This is a genomic window from Kordia sp., assembly GCF_965283645.1.
Classification (GTDB): domain Bacteria; phylum Bacteroidota; class Bacteroidia; order Flavobacteriales; family Flavobacteriaceae; genus Kordia.
On record NZ_CBDIPG010000001.1, the window covers coordinates 1,129,318 to 1,150,472 of the forward strand.

The window sequence follows — 21,155 nt, forward strand, 5'->3', positions numbered from 1 at the left end:
ACAAAATTTCGTAATTTTATACTGTTTTAAAATATACATCATGGCAAAGAAAAAAAATATAACCTCAGATGCTATCGTTTCTTATTATATGGATTACGTTTTAGCACATGGAGAACAACCGAAAAACGTGTATTCGTTTGCAAAAGATAATAACTTTGAAGAATCAAAATTTTACGAATTTTTCAGTTCATTTGATTTGTTAGAAGAAGAAATATTTACAATTTTTGGTACAAATACCATTGAATTACTTTCTAAAAGTGAAGAATTTGAAACATTTGATGCTCGAAATAAATTATTGAGTTTCTACTTTACTTTTTTCGAACAATTAACTGCCAACAGAAGTTATGTAGTACATAGCTTAACTGCCGATAAGAAACCATTACAATCCATGAAACGACTTAAAGGGCTCAGACATGTGTTTGCCGCTTTTGTTGAAAGTTTGGATGTAAAAACGCTCGATCTGAATCAAGAACGCTTGGAACGTATTCAAAACAAAGCCATCAAAGAAACGGCTTGGATACAATTGTTATTAACCATGAAATTTTGGTTAGATGATACGTCTAAGAGTTTTGACAAAACAGATCAGTATATCGAAAAATCTGTGAATGCAAGTTTCGATTTAATTGACAATACGCCCCTCAAAAGCATTGTAGATTTTGGGAAATTTATTTTTAAAGAAAAACTAGATATCAGATCTTAATGAAAACAATTGATAAAATTCCTATTAGTAAAATCCAGCGTGCTGGAAAATTAGTAACTACGGGCGCAAAAGTCGGAGTTAACTATTTAAAATATTATGGAGATAAGCTTATCAATTCGGAAGAAAAAGCAAAAGAACGCTTAAACGAATCGAATGCAGAAGATATTTATGATGGACTGAAAAGCTTAAAAGGAAGTGCGCTAAAAGTTGCACAAATGTTGAGCATGGAAAAAAACATTTTACCACGTGCTTATGTGGAAAAGTTTTCGCTATCTCAATTTTCAGTTCCGCCATTATCGCCACCATTAGTTATAAAGTCATTTAAAAAATATTTTGGCAAAACGCCAAACGAAATTTTTGATACATTTAATTCTACTTCTTTAAATGCCGCAAGCATTGGACAAGTACACGTTGCCGAAAAGGATGGGAAAAAACTTGCTGTGAAAATTCAATATCCAGGAGTTGCACAAAGCATCTCCTCAGACTTGGCGCTTGTAAAACCAATTGCGATTCGCATGTTTAACATTACCGGAAAAGGTTCTGATAAATATTTTAAAGAAGTAGAAGATAAATTGATTGAAGAAACCAATTATCTACTCGAAATTGAGCAAAGTAAAGCCGTTTCTAAAGCATGTAAACATTTGCCAAACTTAAAGTTTCCAAAATATTACGACGAACTTTCTTCGGAACGAATTATTACAATGGATTGGATGAATGGCGAACATTTATCTGAATTTACAGATAAGAACACCGATCAGGAAAAGGCAAATTTGTTGGGACAAACACTTTGGGATTTTTACATGTTTCAAATTCATGAGTTTCGTAAAGTACATGCCGATCCGCATCCTGGAAATTTTTTGGTTTCAGAAGATACCAATCTTATTGCGCTAGATTTTGGTTGTATGAAGGCAATTCCAGGTGATTTTTACACACCCTATTTTGAATTGGCAGATAAGAAAACGATTGACAATCCAGAGTTATTTACAAAGAAATTATACGAATTGGAAATTCTTCGTGAAGACGATTCAAAAGAAGAATTAGCGTTTTTCTCTGAAATGTTCCATGAGTTGTTAGGATTGTTTACAACACCTTTTAATTCAGAAATATTTGATTTCTCTGACAAAGAGTTTTTTGGAAGAATAGCAGCCATCGGAGAACGTTATTCAAAAAATACGCAATTGCGTAGCATGAACGGAAATAGAGGTTCAAAGCATTTTATTTACATGAACCGAACATTTTTTGGATTGTATAATTTATTGCATGATTTAAAAGCAAAAGACGTAAAAATTAATAATTATAAAAATTTATAATGGTAGCACTTACACGAACAGATATTGACAACATGGATACTTTATATCGTATCAACTTGATCAATAGCTGTTCTGGTTACAAATCGGCAAATCTCATTGGTACGCAATCCAATGATGGTTTTACAAATGTTGCGGTTTTTAGTTCCGTTATTCATTTAGGTTCAAATCCTCCAGTATTAGGTTTTATCACGCGTCCGGATACTGTTCCGCGTGATACGTATGAAAATATAAAGAAAACTGGTTTTTATACCATCAATCATATTTATCAAGAAATTACAGAAGATGCACATCATACGTCTGCAAAATATCCAAAAGAAGTTTCTGAGTTTGATAAAACAAATCTAGAAACAAGCTTTAAAGATAATTTTTTTGCACCTTTTGTAAAAAATTGTCATGTGCAAATTGGATTGCGTTATGTTGAAGAGTACAATATTCAGGTAAATGGAACCATTTTAGTGATTGGAGAAATTGAAAAATTATACATAAACGACAGCATTTTAGAAACTGATGGTTTTATAAATCTTGCGAAAGCAAAAACTGCTACCATTAATGGTTTGGATGGATACACCATACCACAACAAAGTATTCGCTATCCATATCAACGTCCAAAATCAACATAATAGATGAAATGAGCCATGGGCATTACGTATAAACGACTATAGTTTTTGGCAAATTCCATCTAACTATACTAAAATAATAGAAACATACAGATGAAAATTCTACTTACAGGTGCAACTGGTTATATTGGTAAAAGACTCATTCCTATTTTATTAGAATTGGGACATACGCTAGTTTGTAGTGTAAGAGATAAACAACGTATTCCTGACGAAATTGCAAATCATGAACGCATTGATATTATAGAAGTTGATTTTCTGAATTTGAGTACTTTAGATAACATTCCTAAAGATATTGATATTGCCTATTATTTAATTCACTCCATGTCTTCTTCTTCAAAATTTGAAAAGATGGAATATGATTGTGCCGTTCATTTCAAAACGTATTTATCACAACAAACAAAGGTAAAACAAGTCATTTATTTAAGTGGAATTGTCAATGATTTACAATTGTCTAAGCATTTGCTTTCGCGAAAAAACGTAGAAGAAACATTGCATTCCGATTCGTATGCATTGACAACATTTAGAGCTGGAATTATTGTTGGAAGCGGAAGTGCATCTTTTGAAATTATCAGAGATTTAACTGAAAAGTTGCCAATTATGATAGCGCCAAAGTGGATAAAAACCAAGTCGCAACCAATTGCTATTAGAGATGTTTTATCGTATTTATCAAAAGCAATCGGAAACGAAAAAATTTACAACAAATCGTATGACATTTTTGGTCCGAATACGTTAAGTTATAAAGAAATGATGTTGCAATTTGCCGAAGTTCGAAAGTTTAAACGAACCATTATTTCTGTTCCTGTGATGACGCCAAAATTATCTTCGTATTGGTTGTACTTCATCACAACAACGTCGTACAAACTCGCAATAAACTTAGTAGATAGTATGAAAGTTGAAGTCATTGGAAAACCGAGTGACATTAATGATATACTTGATATTGAACCAATTTCATACAAGCATGCCGTAAAACTTGCGTTTAAAAAAATTGAACAAAATGGTGTTGTTTCTAGTTGGAAAGATTCACTCATTAGTGGACGTTTTCGCGAAAAAATTTCACAATACATTAAAGTTCCTGAATATGGATGTTTTAAAGATGTGAAAATAAGAACTGTTGTTGACGAAACGCAAACACTTGATAAAATTTGGGCAATTGGCGGAACAACTGGTTGGTATTATGCAACCTTTTTATGGAAACTTCGTGGCTATCTTGACAAAGTAGTTGGCGGTATTGGATTACGTCGTGGACGTACGCATCAAACAAAACTAAATGCTGGCGATCCGTTAGATTTTTGGAGAGTTTTATACGCAAGTAAAGAAGAAAAAAGACTGTTGCTTTTTGCAGAAATGCGCTTGCCTGGAGAAGCTTGGCTCGAATTCAAAATTATAAAAAACGAATTACATCAACGTGCAACTTTTAGACCTAAAGGAATTTTAGGACGTATGTATTGGTACGCAGTATTGCCTTTTCATGGAATTATTTTTAATGGAATGATTAACAAATTGGTGTCGAAAAAATGAGTTTGGAGCATAAAATAGAAATCAATGTTGTGTTGCTCAAACGTGACTTACGACTTCAAGATAATGAAGCCATCTATAATGCGCTACAATCTGGAAGAAAAACACTTCTATTATATGTTTTTGAAGATATTCTAATGAATGATGCACATTACAGTGAGCGTCATTGGAATTTTATCAAAGAATCATTAATCGATATAAATAATTCACTAAAATCGTATCAAAGTAAAGTACTTATTATACAAGGAAATATTAATAGAGCCTTGCAAATAATACAAGAAACATACAAAGTATCACATGTGTATTCGCATCAAGAAACTGGTATAAAAGTTACCTATGATCGTGATAAAATGTTAAAACGTTTTTTAGCAAATAATAGGATTCAATGGATTGAAAACGTGAATAATGGTGTATTTAGAGGTTTACAAGATCGTACCGATTGGATTGAGAAGTGGGAAGATTTTATGTCGCAACCATTAAAAACGTTCAACCCAAAAGAAGAACAATTATTTACAATTGAAGAAGTTAATAAACTAACAACATACTTTCATATTCCAAATTTGGAAACTGATGTAGCTACACTTTTTCAAAAAGGTGGAACTACAATGGCAATGAAATATATGACCACATTTTTTCAAGATCGTGTAAAAAACTACTCTTCACATATTTCAAAACCATTATTAGCGCGCAAAAGTTGCAGTCGATTATCTCCATATTTAGCTTGGGGAAATCTTTCTGTGCGTCAAGTTATACAAGAAACGACACGTTGTATTGAAAAAAATATCTATCGAAAACAAATGGAAGCATTTGGTTCACGTTTGCGTTGGCAAGCACATTTTATCCAAAAATTTGAAATGGAAGATGAAATGGAGTTTGTAAGTATAAATAAAGGATATCGCAAGCTAAAAAAACACGTTTCTGATCAGTATATTGAAGCTTGGCAAAACGGATTGACAGGTTTTCCGTTGGTTGATGCGTGCATGCGTTGCTTAAAGGAAACTGGTTATTTAAACTTTAGAATGCGCGCTTTAGTTGTGTCATTCTTTACACATAATTTATGGCAACCTTGGCAGAAAGCTACAGCAATTTTGTCACAATACTTTTTAGATTTTGAACCTGGAATTCACTTTCCGCAAATTCAAATGCAAGCTGGCGAAACTGGAATTAATATGTTACGCATGTACAATCCGACAAAAAATAGTTTGGCACATGATGCGGAAGGTATTTTTATTAAAAAGTGGGTTCCTGAATTGGAAAATTTAGATACACATTTTGTACATGAACCTTCAAAAATGACCCATATGGAACAGCAAATGGCAGGTTTTATTGTTGGAAAAGATTATCCTTCACCAATTATAAACCTACAAGAAACCCGCAAACGTGCAAGTGATATTTTGTGGCATATGAAAGATGAAAATACTGTTATTGAAGAAAATTTAAGAATTCTAAAAAAACATACTTTAAAAAATCGTAAAAGAAGTTCGTAATGATTGTCAAAACAACGCATAAAGATAAAGAAGTTGAAAAGTTGATTGATGCAGAATTAGGTTCATCATTCACTTTATTACAACGTATCAAATTAAACGGAATTGGCTCTAAACGCATGATTATTCATGATGTAAGTCCAAATTTAAAACAATATTTAAATACCGTTGACGATTTAAATTATGGAAACATTGAATTGCGTCCAAAAGGAATTTTAATTCACATTCACAAAAAGCTTGAAAACTATTCGTGGATCATTCCATATTACAAATTAAACATCTACACATCATCATTTTTTAGCATTCATGCTGCAGGAAAATTTATTCAATTTAAAAAGAATAAACTCTTCATTGAAAACAAATTATTTATTGAAAAAATGGAGTCTCAAAAAAATATAGTCTTAAATATAACAGAATATTACGGATGATGCATAACTTTACGCCGATAGAAATAGATCGTATTATAGAAATGGCATGGGAAGATCGTACAACTTTTGATGCCATAAACTTCCAATTTGGCATTAAAGAACAAGAGGTTATTGAGATAATGCGCACGAACTTAAAACGTTCGAGTTTCAAATTGTGGAGAAAGCGTGTTTCTGGAAGAAATACAAAACATGAAAAAAAACGTAATTTTTTGAAAGGACGCTTCAAGTGTTCACGACAAAGAAGTATAAGTAATAACAAAATAGCGAAACGGTAACCCTACCATAGTTTTTCTTTATAGAAGTATCAATATTTTTGGTAAAGAACCTTTCATATCTTTTTTATTTTGTTTAACTTTATATTCAAATTATTAAACATTTTAAAAATATGAAAACTGCTGACGTTTTAAATCACCTAAATGGTAGTTCACTCACTCTAAATGGGTTCACTCATGAAGAAATTGGAGACGAACATATCCTTACAGGTATGGAAACTCCAATGCGTTCAGATGCTTTCCAAATTACTGATGAGGAGAAAAAGCAAAAGATTGCCTATCATTTCTCACAAATCATGGAAACCCTAGGGTTAGATTTAACAGACGACTCATTACAAGGAACTCCAAAGCGAGTTGCTAAAATGTATATAGAAGAAATTTTCTCCGGTTTAGATCCAAAAAATAAACCAAAAGTAGCTTTGTTTGATAACAAATATCAATACAATCAAATGCTTATCGAGAAAAATATCCAATTTTACTCTAACTGTGAGCATCATTTTGTTCCAATTATGGGGAAAGCTCACCTAGCATACGTATCTTCGGGCAAAGTAATTGGACTATCGAAGCTTAACAGAATTGTTCAATATTACGCAAAGCGACCACAGGTACAGGAACGACTTACCAATCAAATCGCAATGGAATTACGTGATATTTTACAAACTGAAGACGTAGCTGTAATTATTGATGCTAAACACTTATGTGTTTCGTCAAGAGGAGTTAAAGATGACTCGTCTACAACAATTACATCTTATTATGGAGGTGTTTTTAATACACCAGAGAAAATCCAAGAATTACAAAACTTTTTAAACAATTAACTTATGGCACCTATTTTTTCAGAAGTAATGGCCTTTGAGAACTCAAAGTTCATATCAAGAAGTGACAAGATCGCAGCTTCAAGAGAGGCTAAAAGATTGATCTTAGGATTAAACGAAATATATAAAGAAAAGAAAGATCCTTCTATTATGGAAGTGATGAAACGATTAACAAGTTTGAAACGTAAATACGAAAAACGTTTAAAATAAAGTATCCCACAAAGTAATGAATTTATAATGCTAACAGTACATCTGCTGTTAGCATTATGATATTTATATATTGAAAAAAATAAAAACTACATGAAAAACATACTTGTAATTGGAGGTAGTAAAGGCATTGGTGCAGCAATTGTAACGTCGCAATTAAAACATCATAACGTGATTAATATTAGTCGTTCTAATCCAGAAATCAATGCTTCAAACTTTACACATTACAGTTGTGATATTTTAACTGATGAACTTCCCGATGTAGAAGCAATTGATTCTATAATTTATTGTCCAGGAAGCATCAACCTAAAGCCAATTTCACGTTTAAAGATTGATGATTTTAAGAATGATTACGAAATAAATGTGATTGGTGCTGTAAAAGCAATTCAAAAATATTTACCTGTATTAAAAAATGGTAAAAATCCAAATATCGTACTTTTTAGTACTGTAGCTACAAAACTTGGAATGCCTTTTCATGCTAGTATTTCTGCGGCAAAATCAGCCGTTGAAGGTTTGGTTAAGTCGTTAGCGGCAGAACTTGCACCAACTATTCGTGTAAACGCCATTGCACCAACTATTACCAATACAGATTTGGCAAGTAAGTTATTGCGAAATGATAAAATGATCGAAAATATAACAGATCGCCATCCATTAAAGAAATTTTTAGAACCACAAGAAGTTGCTGATATGGCTGACTTTTTAATTTCTGATAAATCACGTTCAGTATCTGGACAAATTTTTACGATTGACTGTGGAATTGTAAGTCTAAAACTATAACTCATGAAATTTTATATTCGACTTGCGTTATTTCTAATCATTAATTTTAGTGCTTTAGGAATTGGGACAATTTTAATGAATGACGGACCAACTTCCGCTTGGTATTTGGGATTAGAAAAAGCACCTTGGACGCCACCAGGTTGGGTATTTGGATTTGCTTGGACAACTATCATGATTTGTTTTTCCATTTATATGGCAAAACTTACAGAAGTAAAAAGCAAAAAAACAATTTTGGCTCTTTTTGCTATACAATTTCTATTAAATGTAAGCTGGAATTACGTTTTCTTCAATCAACATATGATCGCGTTAGGAATGATAAATCTAACACTACTATTGGTGATTGTTTCTTATATCGCATTCAACTATAAATCTGAATTAAAAAAATATACCATATTCATACTACCTTACGTAATATGGCTGCTTGTAGCCAGCTCTTTAAATGGCTATATTTTGTTCAATAACTAAACAACATGCAAAAATTTAGTACGAAAGGAATTGTATATCGATTACACAGTAAACAAAATTTTCCCATATCTCTAGAAAAGGCATGGGATTTTTTATCTGATCCTAAAAATCTAAAAACTATAACGCCTGATTACATGAGTTTTGATATTCTAACGGAAGATATTGGACCTATGTATCCTGGGCAAATTATACAATATATTGTGACGCCAATTCTCAATATAAAAACACATTGGGTTACTGAAATTACACATGTAAAACATCAGCATTATTTTGTAGATGAGCAACGTTTTGGACCGTATACAATGTGGCATCACAAGCATTTTATTAGAGAAATTCCTGGCGGTGTTGAAATGGAAGATATCATAGACTATAAAATACCTTTTGGCTTTCTTGGAAGATTGGTACATCCGATACTTGTAAAACCAAAATTGAAAGAAATATTTGAATATCGTACTAAAAAATTAACCGAATTATTTGGAGCATATGAAGGATAACTACGCACTTTTTTGGCATCGTAGAGATTTACGAATAGAAGATAATATTGGACTATACAACGCATTGACATCTGGAAAAAAAGTAATTCCGATGTTTATTTTTGATAAAGATATCTTAGATAAATTACCAAAAAATGATGCACGTGTAAATTTTATTCATGATGAATTGCGCAACATACACAATACGCTTACAAAGCTAGGTTCTTCAATATTGATAAAACACGGAAAGCCTATTGAAATACTTAAAGAATTAATCAAAAGTCATAACATTTCTGCAGTATATACAAATCATGATTATGAACCGTATGCAATTGCAAGAGACAACGAAGTAAATGAATTTTTATCTTCTCAAAATATTGAATTTAAAACATATAAAGATCAAGTCATATTTGAACGTGATGAAATTGTAAAAGCTGACGGAAAACCATATACAATATACACTCCATTCTCAAAAAAATGGTTGGCAAATTTAAATACAGACGATTACGCTAGTATTGATTGTGTTTCACATTATGAAAATTTTGCAAAACTTACTTTTGAATTCCCATCATTAAAATCTATTGGATTTACAGCTTCTAACATAAAAGTTCTTCCGCATACAATGACAAAAACTATTATTGACGAATATGAAGAAACACGTAATTTTCCAGCTATTGAAGGAACTTCAAAGCTAAGTCCACATTTACGTTTTGGAACAATCAGCGTTCGTGCTTGTGTGCAAGAAGGATTAAAATCTGAAAATAGCACATTCTTAAAAGAACTGATTTGGCGAGAGTTTTTCATGCAGATTCTTTGGCATTTTCCAAAATCGGTTACACATAATTTTAAATCTAAATATGACGGAATCAAATGGAGGAACAATGAAAATGAATTCAAAGCTTGGTGCGAAGGAAAAACAGGCTATCCTATTGTAGATGCTGGCATGCGCGAATTGAATACATCTGGTTATATGCACAACAGAGTTCGTATGGTAACGGCAAGTTTTTTATGTAAACATTTATTAATTGATTGGAAATGGGGAGAAGCTTATTTTGCTGAAAAATTACTTGATTTTGATTTAGCTCAAAACGTTGGAAATTGGCAATGGGTTGCGGGAACTGGTTGTGATTCTGCTCCGTATTTTAGAATATTCAATCCGACATCACAAGTACAAAAATTTGACAAAGCACATGAATATATCAAAAAATGGGTTCCTGATTATCAAGAACTCACCTATCCTACTCCTATTGTAGATCACAAACATGCAAGAGAACGTTGTCTAACAACCTATAAACTAGGCATTAACAATTAATAGTACTCTTTTTTTTGTTTAACCTTTACATCGCTTTAACAAACAATTAACTAATTTTGTTTAACCTTATTCAAAAATGTTTAAACAAAATTAGCTATCTTTGTATCGATCGTTAAATAAAAAAATTGTTATGAAAAAGAAAACAACATCAATTCTAATCGCTATCGTTATTTCACTATTCACATTCACTTCGTGTAGTGATGATGATAACAATGTGGTCGTTACAAGTAACACCATTGCAGATTTCGTAAGTGCGAATTCTGATTACAGTTCTTTACTAGCAGCTTTACAGCGTGCTAACTTAACTTCAGTACTAGCCGGAACAACTGAATATACAGTCTTTGCTCCAAATAATACTGCTTTTGACGCTTTTTTAAGTGCAAATGGCTTTGCTAGTCTTGATGATGTACCTACAGATGTTTTAACGCAAGTATTGTTAAACCATGTTGTTGCTGGTACTAACAACTCATCATCACTAAGTACAGGTTATATAAAAACACTTGCCGAAGAAAGTACAACAGGTAACAACCTCAACATGTATGTAAATACTACTGGAGGAGTTATGCTAAATGGACAATCTTCTGTAACTGCTGCAGACATCTCGGTTGATAATGGAGTAAATACAGTTATCGCCTTACCAACAGTAGTTACGTTTGCAACAGCAGATTCTACTTTTGGAATTTTAGTGCAAGCATTAACACGAGAAAACACGTTTACATATGTAGGAACACTTTCTACTACAGGAACACCAGCACCTTTTACAGTATTTGCTCCAACAGATCAAGCATTTGTTGACTTAATAGCTGAATTAGATGGCGTTGACGCTTTAGGAGATATTCCAACAGCTACATTAGAAGCTACCTTAAATACACATGTAGTAGCAGGAGCTAATGTATTATCCTCAACATTAATGGATGGCATGACGGTAAATACATTAGGAGATAATTTTACAATTAATACAACTGGTGGAGCTACTTTCACCGACTCAAACAATAGAACTGGTAACATTATTGTTACCGATGTTCAAGCAGCGAATGGTGTAATTCATGTTGTGGACAAGGTTATTTTACCGGGCTCGTAATCATTAGTCCAAACTTATTTTAAAACACTAAGGATAACTAAACATTTAGTTATCCTTATTTTTTTGGTTTAATTTTGTACCTTTTCAATCCCAAATGCAGTTCTAATGAAATCACTTCTATTTATTATATCATTCTTTATGCTCTCGTTTTGTCATGCGCAAAATATTGAGTTTGATATTTATTTTGATTTGGGCAAGTATACATTATCAAAAGCACATCAAAAAACAATCAATGAACGACTAGCTAATTTAGATAGTACACAAACTTATAACTTTGTCATTAAAGGTTATACAGATTTTGTAGATACTGAAAATTTCAATTTAGAATTATCAAAAAATAGAGCCGTTGCTGTATCTGATTATTTAGAAACTGCATACGAATCATTCATAAATAGTATAGAAAAGGAAGCTAAAGGAGAATTACCAACCGACAGTGAAAAAAATGAACGCGTTGGTATTAAGAAACATCGGAAGGTTTCCGTTATCATTTCAAAAAATGATCACAAACCTAAAGTTACAGAACGAAAAGAAAATATTTATGCCGTTCCTATAAACAAACTTAAAATAGGAAAATCATATGAATTGGGGAAAATTAACTTCAAAACAGGAAGAGTTACACTTGTAAAATCTTCCAAAAAACAACTTGAAAAACTTGTGCAATTTTTAAGACGAAACTCAAATGTTCATATAGAAGTACAAGGTCATATCTGTTGTGGAGGTGATGATGATTCAGATGCATTAAATAGTGATACTGGAACAGAAACACTTTCTGTTGATAGAGCTCGATTTATTTATAAATATCTTATTAGTAGAGGTATTTCAAAAAACCGCTTAACATACAAAGGATATGCGTTTAAAGAACCATTATACTTTCCAGAAAAAGGTCGCCGCGATAGAAGCTACAATAGACGTGTTGAAATTATGATTACGAAAAATTAATTTGTACCTGATTTCTCTTAAAAATCAGCATAAAAAAAATGAATTACCAGCTAACTAATAATTCATTTTGACTATTTTTTGTGAAAGATTATATTACAATCGTACAATTTTTGCACCTATAGCGCGTAGACGTTCATCAATATTTTCATAACCTCTATCTATCTGTTCTATATTATGAATGGTAGATGTTCCTTTTGCAGATAACGCGGCAATTAATAATGAAATTCCAGCTCTAATATCTGGTGAAACCATTGTTGTTGCTTTCAATTGCGATTTGAAATCATGTCCAATAACACTGGCTCTGTGCGGATCACAAAGAATAATTTTTGCGCCCATGTCAATCAATTTATCAACAAAGAATAAACGACTTTCAAACATTTTTTGATGTACCAAAACACTTCCACGTGCTTGTGTAGCAACTACTAAAATAATACTTAGTAAATCTGGCGTAAATCCTGGCCATGGTGCATCAGATATTGTTAAAATTGATCCGTCAATATAGTTTTGAATTTCATAACCATCTTTATGTTCTGGCACATGAATATCATCACCTTTTCGTTCAATAGTGATTCCTAACTTTCTAAATACATCTGGAATCTGACCTAAATCGTCCCAACTTACATTTTTAATTGTTAATTCGCTTCGCGTCATTGCGGCCAAACCAATCCAACTTCCAATTTCGATCATATCTGGAAGCATTCTGTGTTCAGTTCCGTCTAACTTTTCTACACCTTCAATCTCTAACAAATTAGAACCAACACCTTTTATTTTTGCGCCCATTCTATTCAACATTTTACACAACTGTTGTAAATATGGTTCACAAGCGGCGTTGTAAATTGTTGTTGTACCTTCTGCTAAAACAGCGGCCATGACAATATTTGCAGTTCCTGTAACCGAAGCTTCATCTAAAAGCATGTATGTTCCTTTCAGTTTTTTTGCTTCTACACCGTAAAAATAGTCTTCTCTGTTATATCTAAACGTTGCGCCAAGTTTGATGAAACCTTCAAAATGTGTATCTAAACGTCTACGTCCAATTTTGTCTCCACCTGGTTTTGGAATGTATCCTTTACCAAAACGTGCCAATAATGGACCTACAATCATAATAGAACCACGCAATCCGCGTCCTTCTTCTTTAAATTGTTCGGATTCTAGATATTTTAAATTGATATCGTCTGACTGAAATGTATAAGAACCTGGTCCGTTTTTTTGAATTTTCACACCTAAGTTTCCTAACAGCATGATTAATTTATTCACATCAACAATATCAGGAATGTTACTAATTGTAACTTTTTCAGAAGTTAGCAAAACTGCACATAATATTTGTAAAGCTTCGTTTTTTGCTCCTTGCGGTTGAATACTCCCTTTTAACTGATGACCACCTTCAATCTTAAAAGTCCCCATAAAATATAATACTAAATTTTGTTAGTAACGTTTTCTGTTGTTACGATTATTATTTTTGTTACGTTGCTGGTTTTTGCTGTTATTGTTGTTGCTGTTTGAAAACTTTTTCTTTTGCTTCAACAAGTTTGAAGAATCTGATAAGCTTTCATCTCTTTTAGCTAAATCAATTTTCCCATTACTCAATTCGAGTAAATGTTTGAAAATTACGTAATCCTCAACAGTATCTTTATTCCAATTGAGGTAACATTTTTTCATATGATTTGCAATAGCAAACTCTAAAGCTTCCTTCATTTCGCCTTCGTCCCAACTATTTGCGACATCAATCATACGTTTTATGTTATTTCCATAGAAACGATATTTTGGGAAATTTTGAGGATATCCTAACGGATCAGGACGTTCTTGTAATATTTCGCGTGAAGGTTTTGGATAGGGCGAATCAACTTCCAGACGAAAATCTGACATGATAAATAATTGATCCCATAATTTATGCTGAAAATCAGGCACATCACGCAAATGCGGTTGCAAATTTCCCATTACGCCAATAATTGCTTTTGCAATTTTGTTGCGTTCTACTACATCTTCTGTTGCTATTGCGTGGTTGATCATTTTTTGAATATGGCGTCCATACTCAGGAATAATCAATCGTTTACGCTCTGTGTTATACTCTAACTGGTCAATCAAAATGAAATTTGTTTGTAAGGTAAATATTGAAGTAAAATAAAGTTCTCGTGAAGATTATTTTGTGATTGCAAAATAGTAAAAAAATCTATAAAACACGGTTGATTATAAAGAAATTATACCTTCAACGGCACTTGCTTCCTTATATTTTTCAATTATGGCGTCGGCACTTTTCATATTTACGGTAATACTTACGCTTGTATATGTTCCTTTTGAAGACTGTTTTGTTTCAATTACAGCGCCGATATTATCAAATATTTGGTGAACTTGTTTTATTTTATCTTCACTTGAAGGAACAATAAATTTATACAAGTATAATGCAGGAAATTGGGTAGTATCTTCTAGTTGTGCTTTTAGTTTTGTGTAAAACGCTTCTGTATCGTTTTTTGAACTCATTTTGTCTTTTTTTCGATATGAATGGCAAAGATACAGCTTCTAAGAAAACTTCTTGCAGTTTAACTATTTGATAACTTTTTTAAGGATGATTGTATTATTTATACGAACTTTTAAAAAGTACGTTCCTGAACTTAATTTTGACATTTGTAAAGTTGTTTCTTGCATGTTTGAAACCTCTTTTTTCAATACAATTCTGCCAAAACCATCTAACAATTCAATGGTTTGTATTGGCTTTTCAGCAGAAACGACTAAGTTGCTTTTTACAGGATTTGGATAGATTTTCACTGTTGTTTTCTCCAGTTCGTCTACGCTTAAAATGCAATTAATTTGCGTTCCTGCAGAAGCGACAAATGTTCCGTTATTAACAGACCAATGTTCCCAAACTCCACCAGAGCCTGTTTGCCAATCAGACAAATCAAACGTGTTAGTTCCTTCTAGAGTTCCTTTTATTTTATACACTTTCAATGCCACTCCACCTTTGTCCCAATGCAAAGCTGTATTTGCCATACAGGTTTCTGGCAACATATCTGTGAGTTCACAATTTGGCCGTATAAAGTAAGCATTATCATCATATGTTGGATAACCACCAAAAACACGCGCCAATCCAACATCGTCAATACAAACTGCAGTATATTCGTCACAAGCTATTCCTTTTGGAACAATATCCGAACCACTATTATCTGTAATGATTCGTGCTAGAAATGCAGCATGTCTTCCTCGCCTATCTGGATCGTCATAATGTGTATCTGTAATCACATCTGTTAAAAACCAATTTTCTAAAAAAGGTTCACTTGAAACAGTGGCATCAGTTCTGTACGGATTTGTCAAGGCTTCTGCAGAAGTAATCGTTCCGTTTTCCGCAGAAAAATAATGTCCGCCTAAAATTGCCATTCCCGCACTTGTGCCACCAATCACAACATTTCTATTCATCACGGCGTCATTTATTAAATTTTGAATGCTTGTATTTCGCCAATAAGAGACATAATTCCACTGATCGCCACCTGCAAACCAAATCGCTTCTGCTTCTTCAATACGTTGATGAATATACGTTTCTGAACTTGCTGAACTATTATTAAACACAATCGTTTCTACAGAATTGATAGTCACGCCCAAATCTGAATACATATAATTATTATAACCATCCGAACCACTTGCACGAAGTACCAACACATCTCCACCATTGGCGCGTTGTAAAAACCATTGCATAGCTTCATCTGACTCAGATGCGCCACCCATTAAACACGAACCACCTTGCGGAGTTGTATTTATACTAAACGAACTTCCTGTACGATAAGAAGTGTACGATTGCGCAAAACAATTGAACGCAAATAAGAGGCAAAAGGTAAAAGTAATATTGGTTTTCATAGGTAAAGTAATGAATTTCAAAATCTAACGAAAGTTAGGTAACTCGCAAAGAAATATAGTACGGGAAACCATTACTTTTGGTATTTTTTAGGTTTGTATATTAAGAACTGATTTTTTAGCATAATTACGGGAAACCGCATTTTTTATTGTAATTTATATTTTATTTTTATATGAAATAATTTTTCTAAAACTTAAAAATCATGAATAAAAAATTCCTGCCATTAAAAAAGTTGTTGATTCTTTTGAGTATAATTTTTATATTTTTTATCTCTTTATACTTAGTATATTTTCTGACTGATAGAAATGCTTATGATAAAGGCTATAAAATCGGAAATGAAGAAGGTTATCAAACAGGGAACGAAGATGGACTCGAAGTTGGTTATCGAGATGGTTTTCAAGGAACAAAGTCAATTATAGAAACAGCATTAATTGGTGTTCCAATAATGCTTGCTGATTATGAACTTGAAAAATCAGTCAATTATCAACAAACTGTAAATAAACTTTCTCTTGCAAAAAGCAATCCCTCTATTAGAGTAGTAATTTCAGAATTTTCAGATGAATTTAACTCTCATATTTTAAATCGGTTGGTAAATAATAGCGAGTTTACAGAACAAGAAAAAGATACAATCTTTTCAAAATACGAACGTTCAAAACAATTAATTTCTGATGAAATATACAATGATTATATATCACGTATTGATTCAATCGACATTAAGAAATTGAATGTAAAAACGAAAGCTGAAAATTTTGGTGAAAGTCTTGCCAAACCAATTTGTATTTTATTGGATTTACTCACTTCTATTGAAAAACATAAAGTGGCTAAAGCACTCATTAATGCTGGTATAAATAGAAAAGAAAGAGAATTTGGAAGCTCGCTTGACTATGAAGTTACAGATGTAGCTGTAAGTCTAGTGAGTGAACAACTGTGTAATTTATTACTTTCTAAATCTATTGAGTTTATATATGGTGCTATATCAGATTATGCTAATATGATTAACTTTACAGAAGCAGAACTAATTGGAAGTCATAAACTTGAAAAAGTGATGAATCTAGTCACAGCGAAAAGTTCATTAAATTTTATGTTTAAAAAAAGTTTCCAAAGGAATTATGCTCCTGACCCTAATTATTCAGTTCAAGTAAATTCAGATGTTCTAGCTGGTATTGATTTAGCAAAAGGTTATGTTGTAGAGTTTTTTCCAAAAGAAATTACTGAGTCTGGGTTAACAGAAATAGTAATCACCTTTCCAAAACCTGAAATATTATCAAACCATACTTCAATTGTTCCTAAAAGTTTAAATGGTTTTTGGGCAAAAAGTCTTAAAGAACATGAAATAAAAGAATTAACAGATATCGCTTCCTCTAAATCACATAGTATAGCCTTTAATAAAGGAATATTACAAGATGCCAGACAAGGTACTGAAGATGCTCTAAATACTTTATATGCGCCTCTTTTTTTAAACTCATTACGAGATTACAAACTTAAAATAAACTTTGTTGACGAGATTACAAATCAAAATAATAATATCATTTTAAAACAATGACCGATTCTCAAAGAAATACAATACAGGAAAAGATTACTTTTACAAATGCTTACATTATTAAGAAAATATGACCAATACTAACGACAGATTGCGAAATACCGAAGTATTACCAGCAATCTGTCGTTAAACTAAATTTCCCCTATTGAATTTTCACTCTTACTGTTGCTCAATCTGAAACCAACCATTCCATACACCATTAATTTGATAGCATATAAAATACGCTCCAGATTTTGTAAGCGCAACTACTTCAATTTGACCATTAAGATTTGTTGTTGCTGATACTCTCACAGCATTTTCCAAAGGTCCGTTTGAACCTTCAGCTGTTCCGTAGAGTACATTTGCCTCTGACCAAATCAATTTATTTCCTGGTTCTATTTGCCAAGTATGTGCTACCATATTTGCTTCATCAATATAAAAAGCTTCTACACGTCCATCTGAATTTGTAGCAATTTCAAAATTATTCATCTTGTTTAGTTTTAAAATATCCTACTCTGTTTAAAATTGGCTTTTCGGATTTCGCCTGCAAAAATCAAAAGAACTCACAAACTCATTATTTGATTTTTAGCACATTACAAATATGTTATTGTTTTATATTTTTTCGTAGGTGGAAATTGCCTGTTTTTATAAAACAGATAGAATTCCCGAAATGTAAGAAAGTAGGATAAAAAGAATAACCCAAGAAACAAATTATTACGTCATGTTGACTTGCAAAGATATTTTTGAAGTATGTAAAAATTGGGTCAGATAAAAAATGAATCTAGTATTGGGTTTGTAAAATTCTAAGTGCAATTTGAAATTTCAAATAATAAATCCACAAAAAATAAAAAAATAAAACAAAGCTACCATACCAGCAACTAGCAACTAGCAACTAGCAACTAGCAACTAGCAAAGCTTTCATATTCCTATCATTTTCCGTAATTTTACCACATAAATTATTCAGATTGAACACAAAAAGAATACTCATCATCGGTGGACCAGGAACTGGAAAATCTACCTTAATTACAGCATTAGAAGAAAAAGGACATACTTGTTTTCATGAAATTTCAAGACAAGTTACAGCCGCCGCTCAAAAGAAAGGTATTGAACAACTATTTCTAACACAACCATTATTATTTAGTGAATTGTTGTTAGAAGGCAGAATTCAACAATTTAATGATGCTGAAAATCTTGATATTGACTATGCTTTTTACGACAGAGGAATTCCGGATGTAGCCGCCTATATGGATTATACAGGTGACAATTATCCTGATATGTTCCGCGAAGCCTGCAAAAATCATACGTACGATGTTGCTTTTATGTTAGCACCTTGGAAAGAAATTTATGAACAAGACAATGAACGTTACGAAAGCTTTGAACAAGCTCAGAAGATTCAAAAGTATTTAATATCAGCATACGAAAGTTATAACTATGAATTAATTAATGTGCCATTCGGGACAATTTCTGAACGTGTTTCATTCATCCTAAATACACTCAAAACAATATAATGACCAAACCGCTTGCGCTTTTACAAAAATATTGGGGACATACTTCTTTTCGTCCTATGCAAGAAGAAATCATACAAGCGGTCATTGACAAAAAAGATACGCTAGCATTGTTGCCAACTGGTGGCGGAAAATCAGTTTGTTTTCAAATTCCAGCGTTGACACTAGACGGAATTTGTATTGTAATTTCTCCTTTAGTTGCCTTAATTCAAGATCAAGTAGCAGGTTTAAAAGCCAATGGAATCAAAGCTATTGCGCTTACTGGCGGATTAAAAAATGAAGATGTAAATGCCTTGCTCGATAATTGCATTTATGGCGATTATAAGTTTTTGTACATTTCTCCTGAACGTATTCAGCAAGAAATAGTTCAAGAACGTATCAAACAAATGCCCGTCAATGTAATTGCCATTGATGAAGCGCATTGTATTTCACAATGGGGAAATGATTTTCGTCCAGCCTATAGAAATATCAATACACTTCGCGAATTGCTTCCAAATGTACATTGCATTGCGTTAACAGCTACTGCAACACCAAAGGTTGTGGTTGATATTGAAGAAAATTTACACTTAAAAGATGTACAACGTTTTCAACAATCGTTTGTCCGTGAAAATTTGGCATATACCGTTTTGGAAACTGAAAATAAAGTACTGACTATTGAAAAAACATTGCGCAAATATCCACAATCATGTATTGTATATGTTCGAAATAGAAAAAGTACTGTCATGATTCATGAAGCCTTGAAACGCAAAGGATTTACAAGTTTGTATTTTCATGGCGGACTTTCGTCAGAAGAAAAAAAAGTTGCCTTGCAAAAGTGGTTGAACGGAAAAGTACAAACCATTGTAGCTACAAATGCGTTCGGAATGGGAATTGACAAACCTGATGTCAAAAATGTAATTCACATTCACTTGCCAGATAGTTTAGAAAATTACTATCAAGAAGCTGGTCGCGCTGGTCGAAATGGTGAATATGCAAACGCTATTATTTTAACAGATAAAAATGACATCAAGCAATTGCAACAACAATTTATACACAATGTACCAGAAGTTGATTTCTTAAAATTGGTGTTCAGAAAACTGTGTAGCTTCTTTCAGGTTGCGTATGGAGAAGGTTACAATACGAAACATGCACTTCCCTTTTACGAATTTTGCAAAGCATATCAATTTCCAACACAAAAAACATTTACAGCTTTACAGTTATTAGATCGACATAGCGTGTTGCAATTATCGCAACATTTTAATCGAAAAACAATCATCAAATTTACGCTTGATCAATATAATTTGATGAATTATTTAGACAATCATCCACATTTAAGTTTGATAACACAAGCTATTTTACGAACCTATGGTGGAATTTTTGAACAAAAAATAAAAATTAATACAACCTATTTAGCTCAAAAATTAGGATTGCCACAGGAAAAAATCAACGAGACCATTCAGCAATTGGCAAAAGATGAAGTTTTACTTTTGGAAGAAATGCAAACCGACGCAGAAATTACGTTTTTAGTTGCACGTGAAGATGACAAAACCATTCATCCAATCGCAAAAGATGTCATTCATCAAAATGAACTCAAAAAGAAACGTGTTGAAGCCGTAATTAAATATGTTAGAAACACGGAAGTTTGCAAAAACAGCCAGCTTCTCTCCTATTTTGGAGAAATTGCAAAAGAAGCATGCGGAATTTGCTCTGTATGTAAAACTAAAAAAGCAACAACACCTGATCGTGAATTACAAATGCTTATTCATGATGATATTTTAAAAGTATTGAGAACGAATCCGATGACTTCTACTGAAATTTGTGAAGCATTGCCGTATCGTGAAAATTTAATACTAGCAATTATTCAATTACTTTTGGAGGTAGAAAAAATTAAATTAACAGAACAAAACACTTATACCATATAA

General features: G+C 32.5%; 23 protein-coding genes. 18 read left to right on the plus strand and 5 right to left on the minus strand.

Translation table 11 applies throughout. From position 1 onward, the window contains the following. Positions 1–40 precede the first annotated feature (40 nt). The 15 genes from ACQ654_RS04690 (at position 41) to ACQ654_RS04760 (ending at position 12,392) form a co-directional block, all read left to right on the plus strand. Positions 41–700 (plus strand): TetR family transcriptional regulator C-terminal domain-containing protein, encoded by a 660-nt coding sequence (locus tag ACQ654_RS04690; RefSeq protein ID WP_430409164.1) that lies wholly within the window; start codon positions 41–43, stop codon positions 698–700. Continuing rightward, entirely contained in the window at positions 700–2,010 is a 1,311-nt protein-coding gene (locus tag ACQ654_RS04695) for an ABC1 kinase family protein (RefSeq protein ID WP_430409165.1), read from the plus strand. Before ACQ654_RS04690 ends, ACQ654_RS04695 begins: the two co-directional genes overlap by 1 nt. After that, the gene (locus tag ACQ654_RS04700; RefSeq protein WP_430409166.1) at positions 2,010–2,630 is read left to right on the plus strand and encodes a flavin reductase family protein; all 621 of its coding nucleotides are present in this window, start codon (positions 2,010–2,012) and stop codon (positions 2,628–2,630) included. The genes ACQ654_RS04695 and ACQ654_RS04700 overlap by 1 nt, the downstream gene beginning before the upstream one ends. 90 nt (positions 2,631–2,720) lie before the next feature. Next, the gene (locus ACQ654_RS04705; protein WP_430409167.1) at positions 2,721–4,145 is read left to right on the plus strand and encodes an SDR family oxidoreductase; all 1,425 of its coding nucleotides are present in this window, start codon (positions 2,721–2,723) and stop codon (positions 4,143–4,145) included. Continuing rightward, positions 4,142–5,629, plus strand: a complete 1,488-nt coding sequence (locus ACQ654_RS04710; protein WP_430409168.1) for a deoxyribodipyrimidine photo-lyase/cryptochrome family protein — start codon at positions 4,142–4,144, stop codon at positions 5,627–5,629. The genes ACQ654_RS04705 and ACQ654_RS04710 overlap by 4 nt, the downstream gene beginning before the upstream one ends. Beyond that, complete coding sequence (locus tag ACQ654_RS04715) at positions 5,629–6,054, plus strand: hypothetical protein (protein WP_430409169.1); 426 nt, start codon at positions 5,629–5,631, stop codon at positions 6,052–6,054. Before ACQ654_RS04710 ends, ACQ654_RS04715 begins: the two co-directional genes overlap by 1 nt. Then, positions 6,051–6,329 (plus strand): TIGR03643 family protein, encoded by a 279-nt coding sequence (locus ACQ654_RS04720; RefSeq protein WP_430409170.1) that lies wholly within the window; start codon positions 6,051–6,053, stop codon positions 6,327–6,329. The genes ACQ654_RS04715 and ACQ654_RS04720 overlap by 4 nt, the downstream gene beginning before the upstream one ends. Positions 6,330–6,439: 110 nt before the next feature. Then, positions 6,440–7,141 (plus strand): GTP cyclohydrolase I FolE, encoded by a 702-nt coding sequence (folE, locus tag ACQ654_RS04725; RefSeq protein WP_430409171.1) that lies wholly within the window; start codon positions 6,440–6,442, stop codon positions 7,139–7,141. Between the two features lie 3 nt (positions 7,142–7,144). Further along, positions 7,145–7,348, plus strand: a complete 204-nt coding sequence (locus ACQ654_RS04730; RefSeq protein WP_430409172.1) for a hypothetical protein — start codon at positions 7,145–7,147, stop codon at positions 7,346–7,348. Between the two features lie 90 nt (positions 7,349–7,438). Beyond that, a complete protein-coding gene (locus ACQ654_RS04735) occupies positions 7,439–8,122 on the plus strand; it encodes an SDR family NAD(P)-dependent oxidoreductase (RefSeq protein ID WP_430409173.1) in 684 nt (227 codons plus the stop codon). 3 nt (positions 8,123–8,125) lie between these two features. Beyond that, a complete protein-coding gene (locus ACQ654_RS04740) occupies positions 8,126–8,587 on the plus strand; it encodes a TspO/MBR family protein (protein ID WP_430409174.1) in 462 nt (153 codons plus the stop codon). Positions 8,588–8,592: 5 nt separating this feature from the next. Further along, positions 8,593–9,081 carry an SRPBCC family protein gene (locus ACQ654_RS04745; RefSeq protein ID WP_430409175.1) on the plus strand — a complete coding sequence of 163 codons (489 nt, stop codon included), beginning with the start codon at positions 8,593–8,595 and terminating at the stop codon, positions 9,079–9,081. After that, the gene (locus ACQ654_RS04750; protein WP_430409176.1) at positions 9,071–10,372 is read left to right on the plus strand and encodes a cryptochrome/photolyase family protein; all 1,302 of its coding nucleotides are present in this window, start codon (positions 9,071–9,073) and stop codon (positions 10,370–10,372) included. Before ACQ654_RS04745 ends, ACQ654_RS04750 begins: the two co-directional genes overlap by 11 nt. Positions 10,373–10,502: 130 nt before the next feature. Then, on the plus strand, positions 10,503–11,453 hold the full coding sequence (locus ACQ654_RS04755) for a fasciclin domain-containing protein (RefSeq protein WP_430409177.1): 951 nt from the start codon (positions 10,503–10,505) through the stop codon (positions 11,451–11,453). Positions 11,454–11,558: 105 nt separating this feature from the next. Then, positions 11,559–12,392: an OmpA family protein gene (locus ACQ654_RS04760; protein WP_430409178.1), complete on the plus strand. Its 834-nt coding sequence runs from the start codon at positions 11,559–11,561 to the stop codon at positions 12,390–12,392. A gap of 93 nt (positions 12,393–12,485) precedes the next feature. Here ACQ654_RS04760 and murA read toward each other — a convergent pair whose 3' ends face one another. The 4 genes from murA to ACQ654_RS04780 form a co-directional block, all read right to left on the minus strand. Then, positions 12,486–13,793 (minus strand): UDP-N-acetylglucosamine 1-carboxyvinyltransferase, encoded by a 1,308-nt coding sequence (gene murA, locus ACQ654_RS04765; protein ID WP_430409179.1) that lies wholly within the window; start codon positions 13,791–13,793, stop codon positions 12,486–12,488. Positions 13,794–13,814: 21 nt separating this feature from the next. Beyond that, positions 13,815–14,474 carry a DUF4290 domain-containing protein gene (locus ACQ654_RS04770; protein WP_430409180.1) on the minus strand — a complete coding sequence of 220 codons (660 nt, stop codon included), beginning with the start codon at positions 14,472–14,474 and terminating at the stop codon, positions 13,815–13,817. A 102-nt stretch (positions 14,475–14,576) separates the two neighbouring features. Continuing rightward, positions 14,577–14,867 carry a DUF493 family protein gene (locus ACQ654_RS04775; protein ID WP_430409181.1) on the minus strand — a complete coding sequence of 97 codons (291 nt, stop codon included), beginning with the start codon at positions 14,865–14,867 and terminating at the stop codon, positions 14,577–14,579. A 63-nt stretch (positions 14,868–14,930) separates the two neighbouring features. After that, positions 14,931–16,232, minus strand: coding sequence for a T9SS type A sorting domain-containing protein (locus ACQ654_RS04780; RefSeq protein WP_430409182.1), 1,302 nt, complete (start codon positions 16,230–16,232; stop codon positions 14,931–14,933). A gap of 200 nt (positions 16,233–16,432) precedes the next feature. Here ACQ654_RS04780 and ACQ654_RS04785 point away from each other — a divergent pair, with 200 nt between their 5' ends. Then, complete coding sequence (locus ACQ654_RS04785) at positions 16,433–17,773, plus strand: DUF4230 domain-containing protein (RefSeq protein ID WP_430409183.1); 1,341 nt, start codon at positions 16,433–16,435, stop codon at positions 17,771–17,773. A 156-nt stretch (positions 17,774–17,929) separates the two neighbouring features. On the opposite strand, the gene ACQ654_RS04790 is transcribed toward ACQ654_RS04785, so the two are convergent. Next, on the minus strand, positions 17,930–18,238 hold the full coding sequence (locus ACQ654_RS04790; protein ID WP_430409184.1) for a hypothetical protein: 309 nt from the start codon (positions 18,236–18,238) through the stop codon (positions 17,930–17,932). Between the two features lie 476 nt (positions 18,239–18,714). Between ACQ654_RS04790 and ACQ654_RS04795 the strand changes: the two genes are divergently transcribed. Continuing rightward, positions 18,715–19,257: an AAA family ATPase gene (locus ACQ654_RS04795; protein ID WP_430409185.1), complete on the plus strand. Its 543-nt coding sequence runs from the start codon at positions 18,715–18,717 to the stop codon at positions 19,255–19,257. Next, complete coding sequence (locus ACQ654_RS04800) at positions 19,257–21,155, plus strand: RecQ family ATP-dependent DNA helicase (RefSeq protein ID WP_430409186.1); 1,899 nt, start codon at positions 19,257–19,259, stop codon at positions 21,153–21,155. The genes ACQ654_RS04795 and ACQ654_RS04800 overlap by 1 nt, the downstream gene beginning before the upstream one ends.

Bases quoted from the DNA above. Each gene is read 5' to 3' on its own strand.
- ACQ654_RS04785 (WP_430409183.1), top strand. From the start codon at position 16,433: ATGAATAAAAAATTCCTGCCATTAAAAAAGTTGTTGATTCTTTTGAGT.
- ACQ654_RS04775 (WP_430409181.1), bottom strand. From the start codon at position 14,867: ATGAGTTCAAAAAACGATACAGAAGCGTTTTACACAAAACTAAAAGCA.
- ACQ654_RS04710 (WP_430409168.1), top strand. From the start codon at position 4,142: ATGAGTTTGGAGCATAAAATAGAAATCAATGTTGTGTTGCTCAAACGT.
- ACQ654_RS04800 (WP_430409186.1), top strand. From the start codon at position 19,257: ATGACCAAACCGCTTGCGCTTTTACAAAAATATTGGGGACATACTTCT.
- ACQ654_RS04755 (WP_430409177.1), top strand. From the start codon at position 10,503: ATGAAAAAGAAAACAACATCAATTCTAATCGCTATCGTTATTTCACTA.
- ACQ654_RS04790 (WP_430409184.1), bottom strand. From the start codon at position 18,238: ATGAATAATTTTGAAATTGCTACAAATTCAGATGGACGTGTAGAAGCT.
- ACQ654_RS04700 (WP_430409166.1), top strand. From the start codon at position 2,010: ATGGTAGCACTTACACGAACAGATATTGACAACATGGATACTTTATAT.
- murA (WP_430409179.1), bottom strand. From the start codon at position 13,793: ATGGGGACTTTTAAGATTGAAGGTGGTCATCAGTTAAAAGGGAGTATT.
- ACQ654_RS04745 (WP_430409175.1), top strand. From the start codon at position 8,593: ATGCAAAAATTTAGTACGAAAGGAATTGTATATCGATTACACAGTAAA.
- folE (WP_430409171.1), top strand. From the start codon at position 6,440: ATGAAAACTGCTGACGTTTTAAATCACCTAAATGGTAGTTCACTCACT.
- ACQ654_RS04705 (WP_430409167.1), top strand. From the start codon at position 2,721: ATGAAAATTCTACTTACAGGTGCAACTGGTTATATTGGTAAAAGACTC.
- ACQ654_RS04780 (WP_430409182.1), bottom strand. From the start codon at position 16,232: ATGAAAACCAATATTACTTTTACCTTTTGCCTCTTATTTGCGTTCAAT.
- ACQ654_RS04730 (WP_430409172.1), top strand. From the start codon at position 7,145: ATGGCACCTATTTTTTCAGAAGTAATGGCCTTTGAGAACTCAAAGTTC.
- ACQ654_RS04690 (WP_430409164.1), top strand. From the start codon at position 41: ATGGCAAAGAAAAAAAATATAACCTCAGATGCTATCGTTTCTTATTAT.
- ACQ654_RS04720 (WP_430409170.1), top strand. From the start codon at position 6,051: ATGATGCATAACTTTACGCCGATAGAAATAGATCGTATTATAGAAATG.
- ACQ654_RS04715 (WP_430409169.1), top strand. From the start codon at position 5,629: ATGATTGTCAAAACAACGCATAAAGATAAAGAAGTTGAAAAGTTGATT.
- ACQ654_RS04750 (WP_430409176.1), top strand. From the start codon at position 9,071: ATGAAGGATAACTACGCACTTTTTTGGCATCGTAGAGATTTACGAATA.
- ACQ654_RS04695 (WP_430409165.1), top strand. From the start codon at position 700: ATGAAAACAATTGATAAAATTCCTATTAGTAAAATCCAGCGTGCTGGA.
- ACQ654_RS04740 (WP_430409174.1), top strand. From the start codon at position 8,126: ATGAAATTTTATATTCGACTTGCGTTATTTCTAATCATTAATTTTAGT.
- ACQ654_RS04760 (WP_430409178.1), top strand. From the start codon at position 11,559: ATGAAATCACTTCTATTTATTATATCATTCTTTATGCTCTCGTTTTGT.
- ACQ654_RS04735 (WP_430409173.1), top strand. From the start codon at position 7,439: ATGAAAAACATACTTGTAATTGGAGGTAGTAAAGGCATTGGTGCAGCA.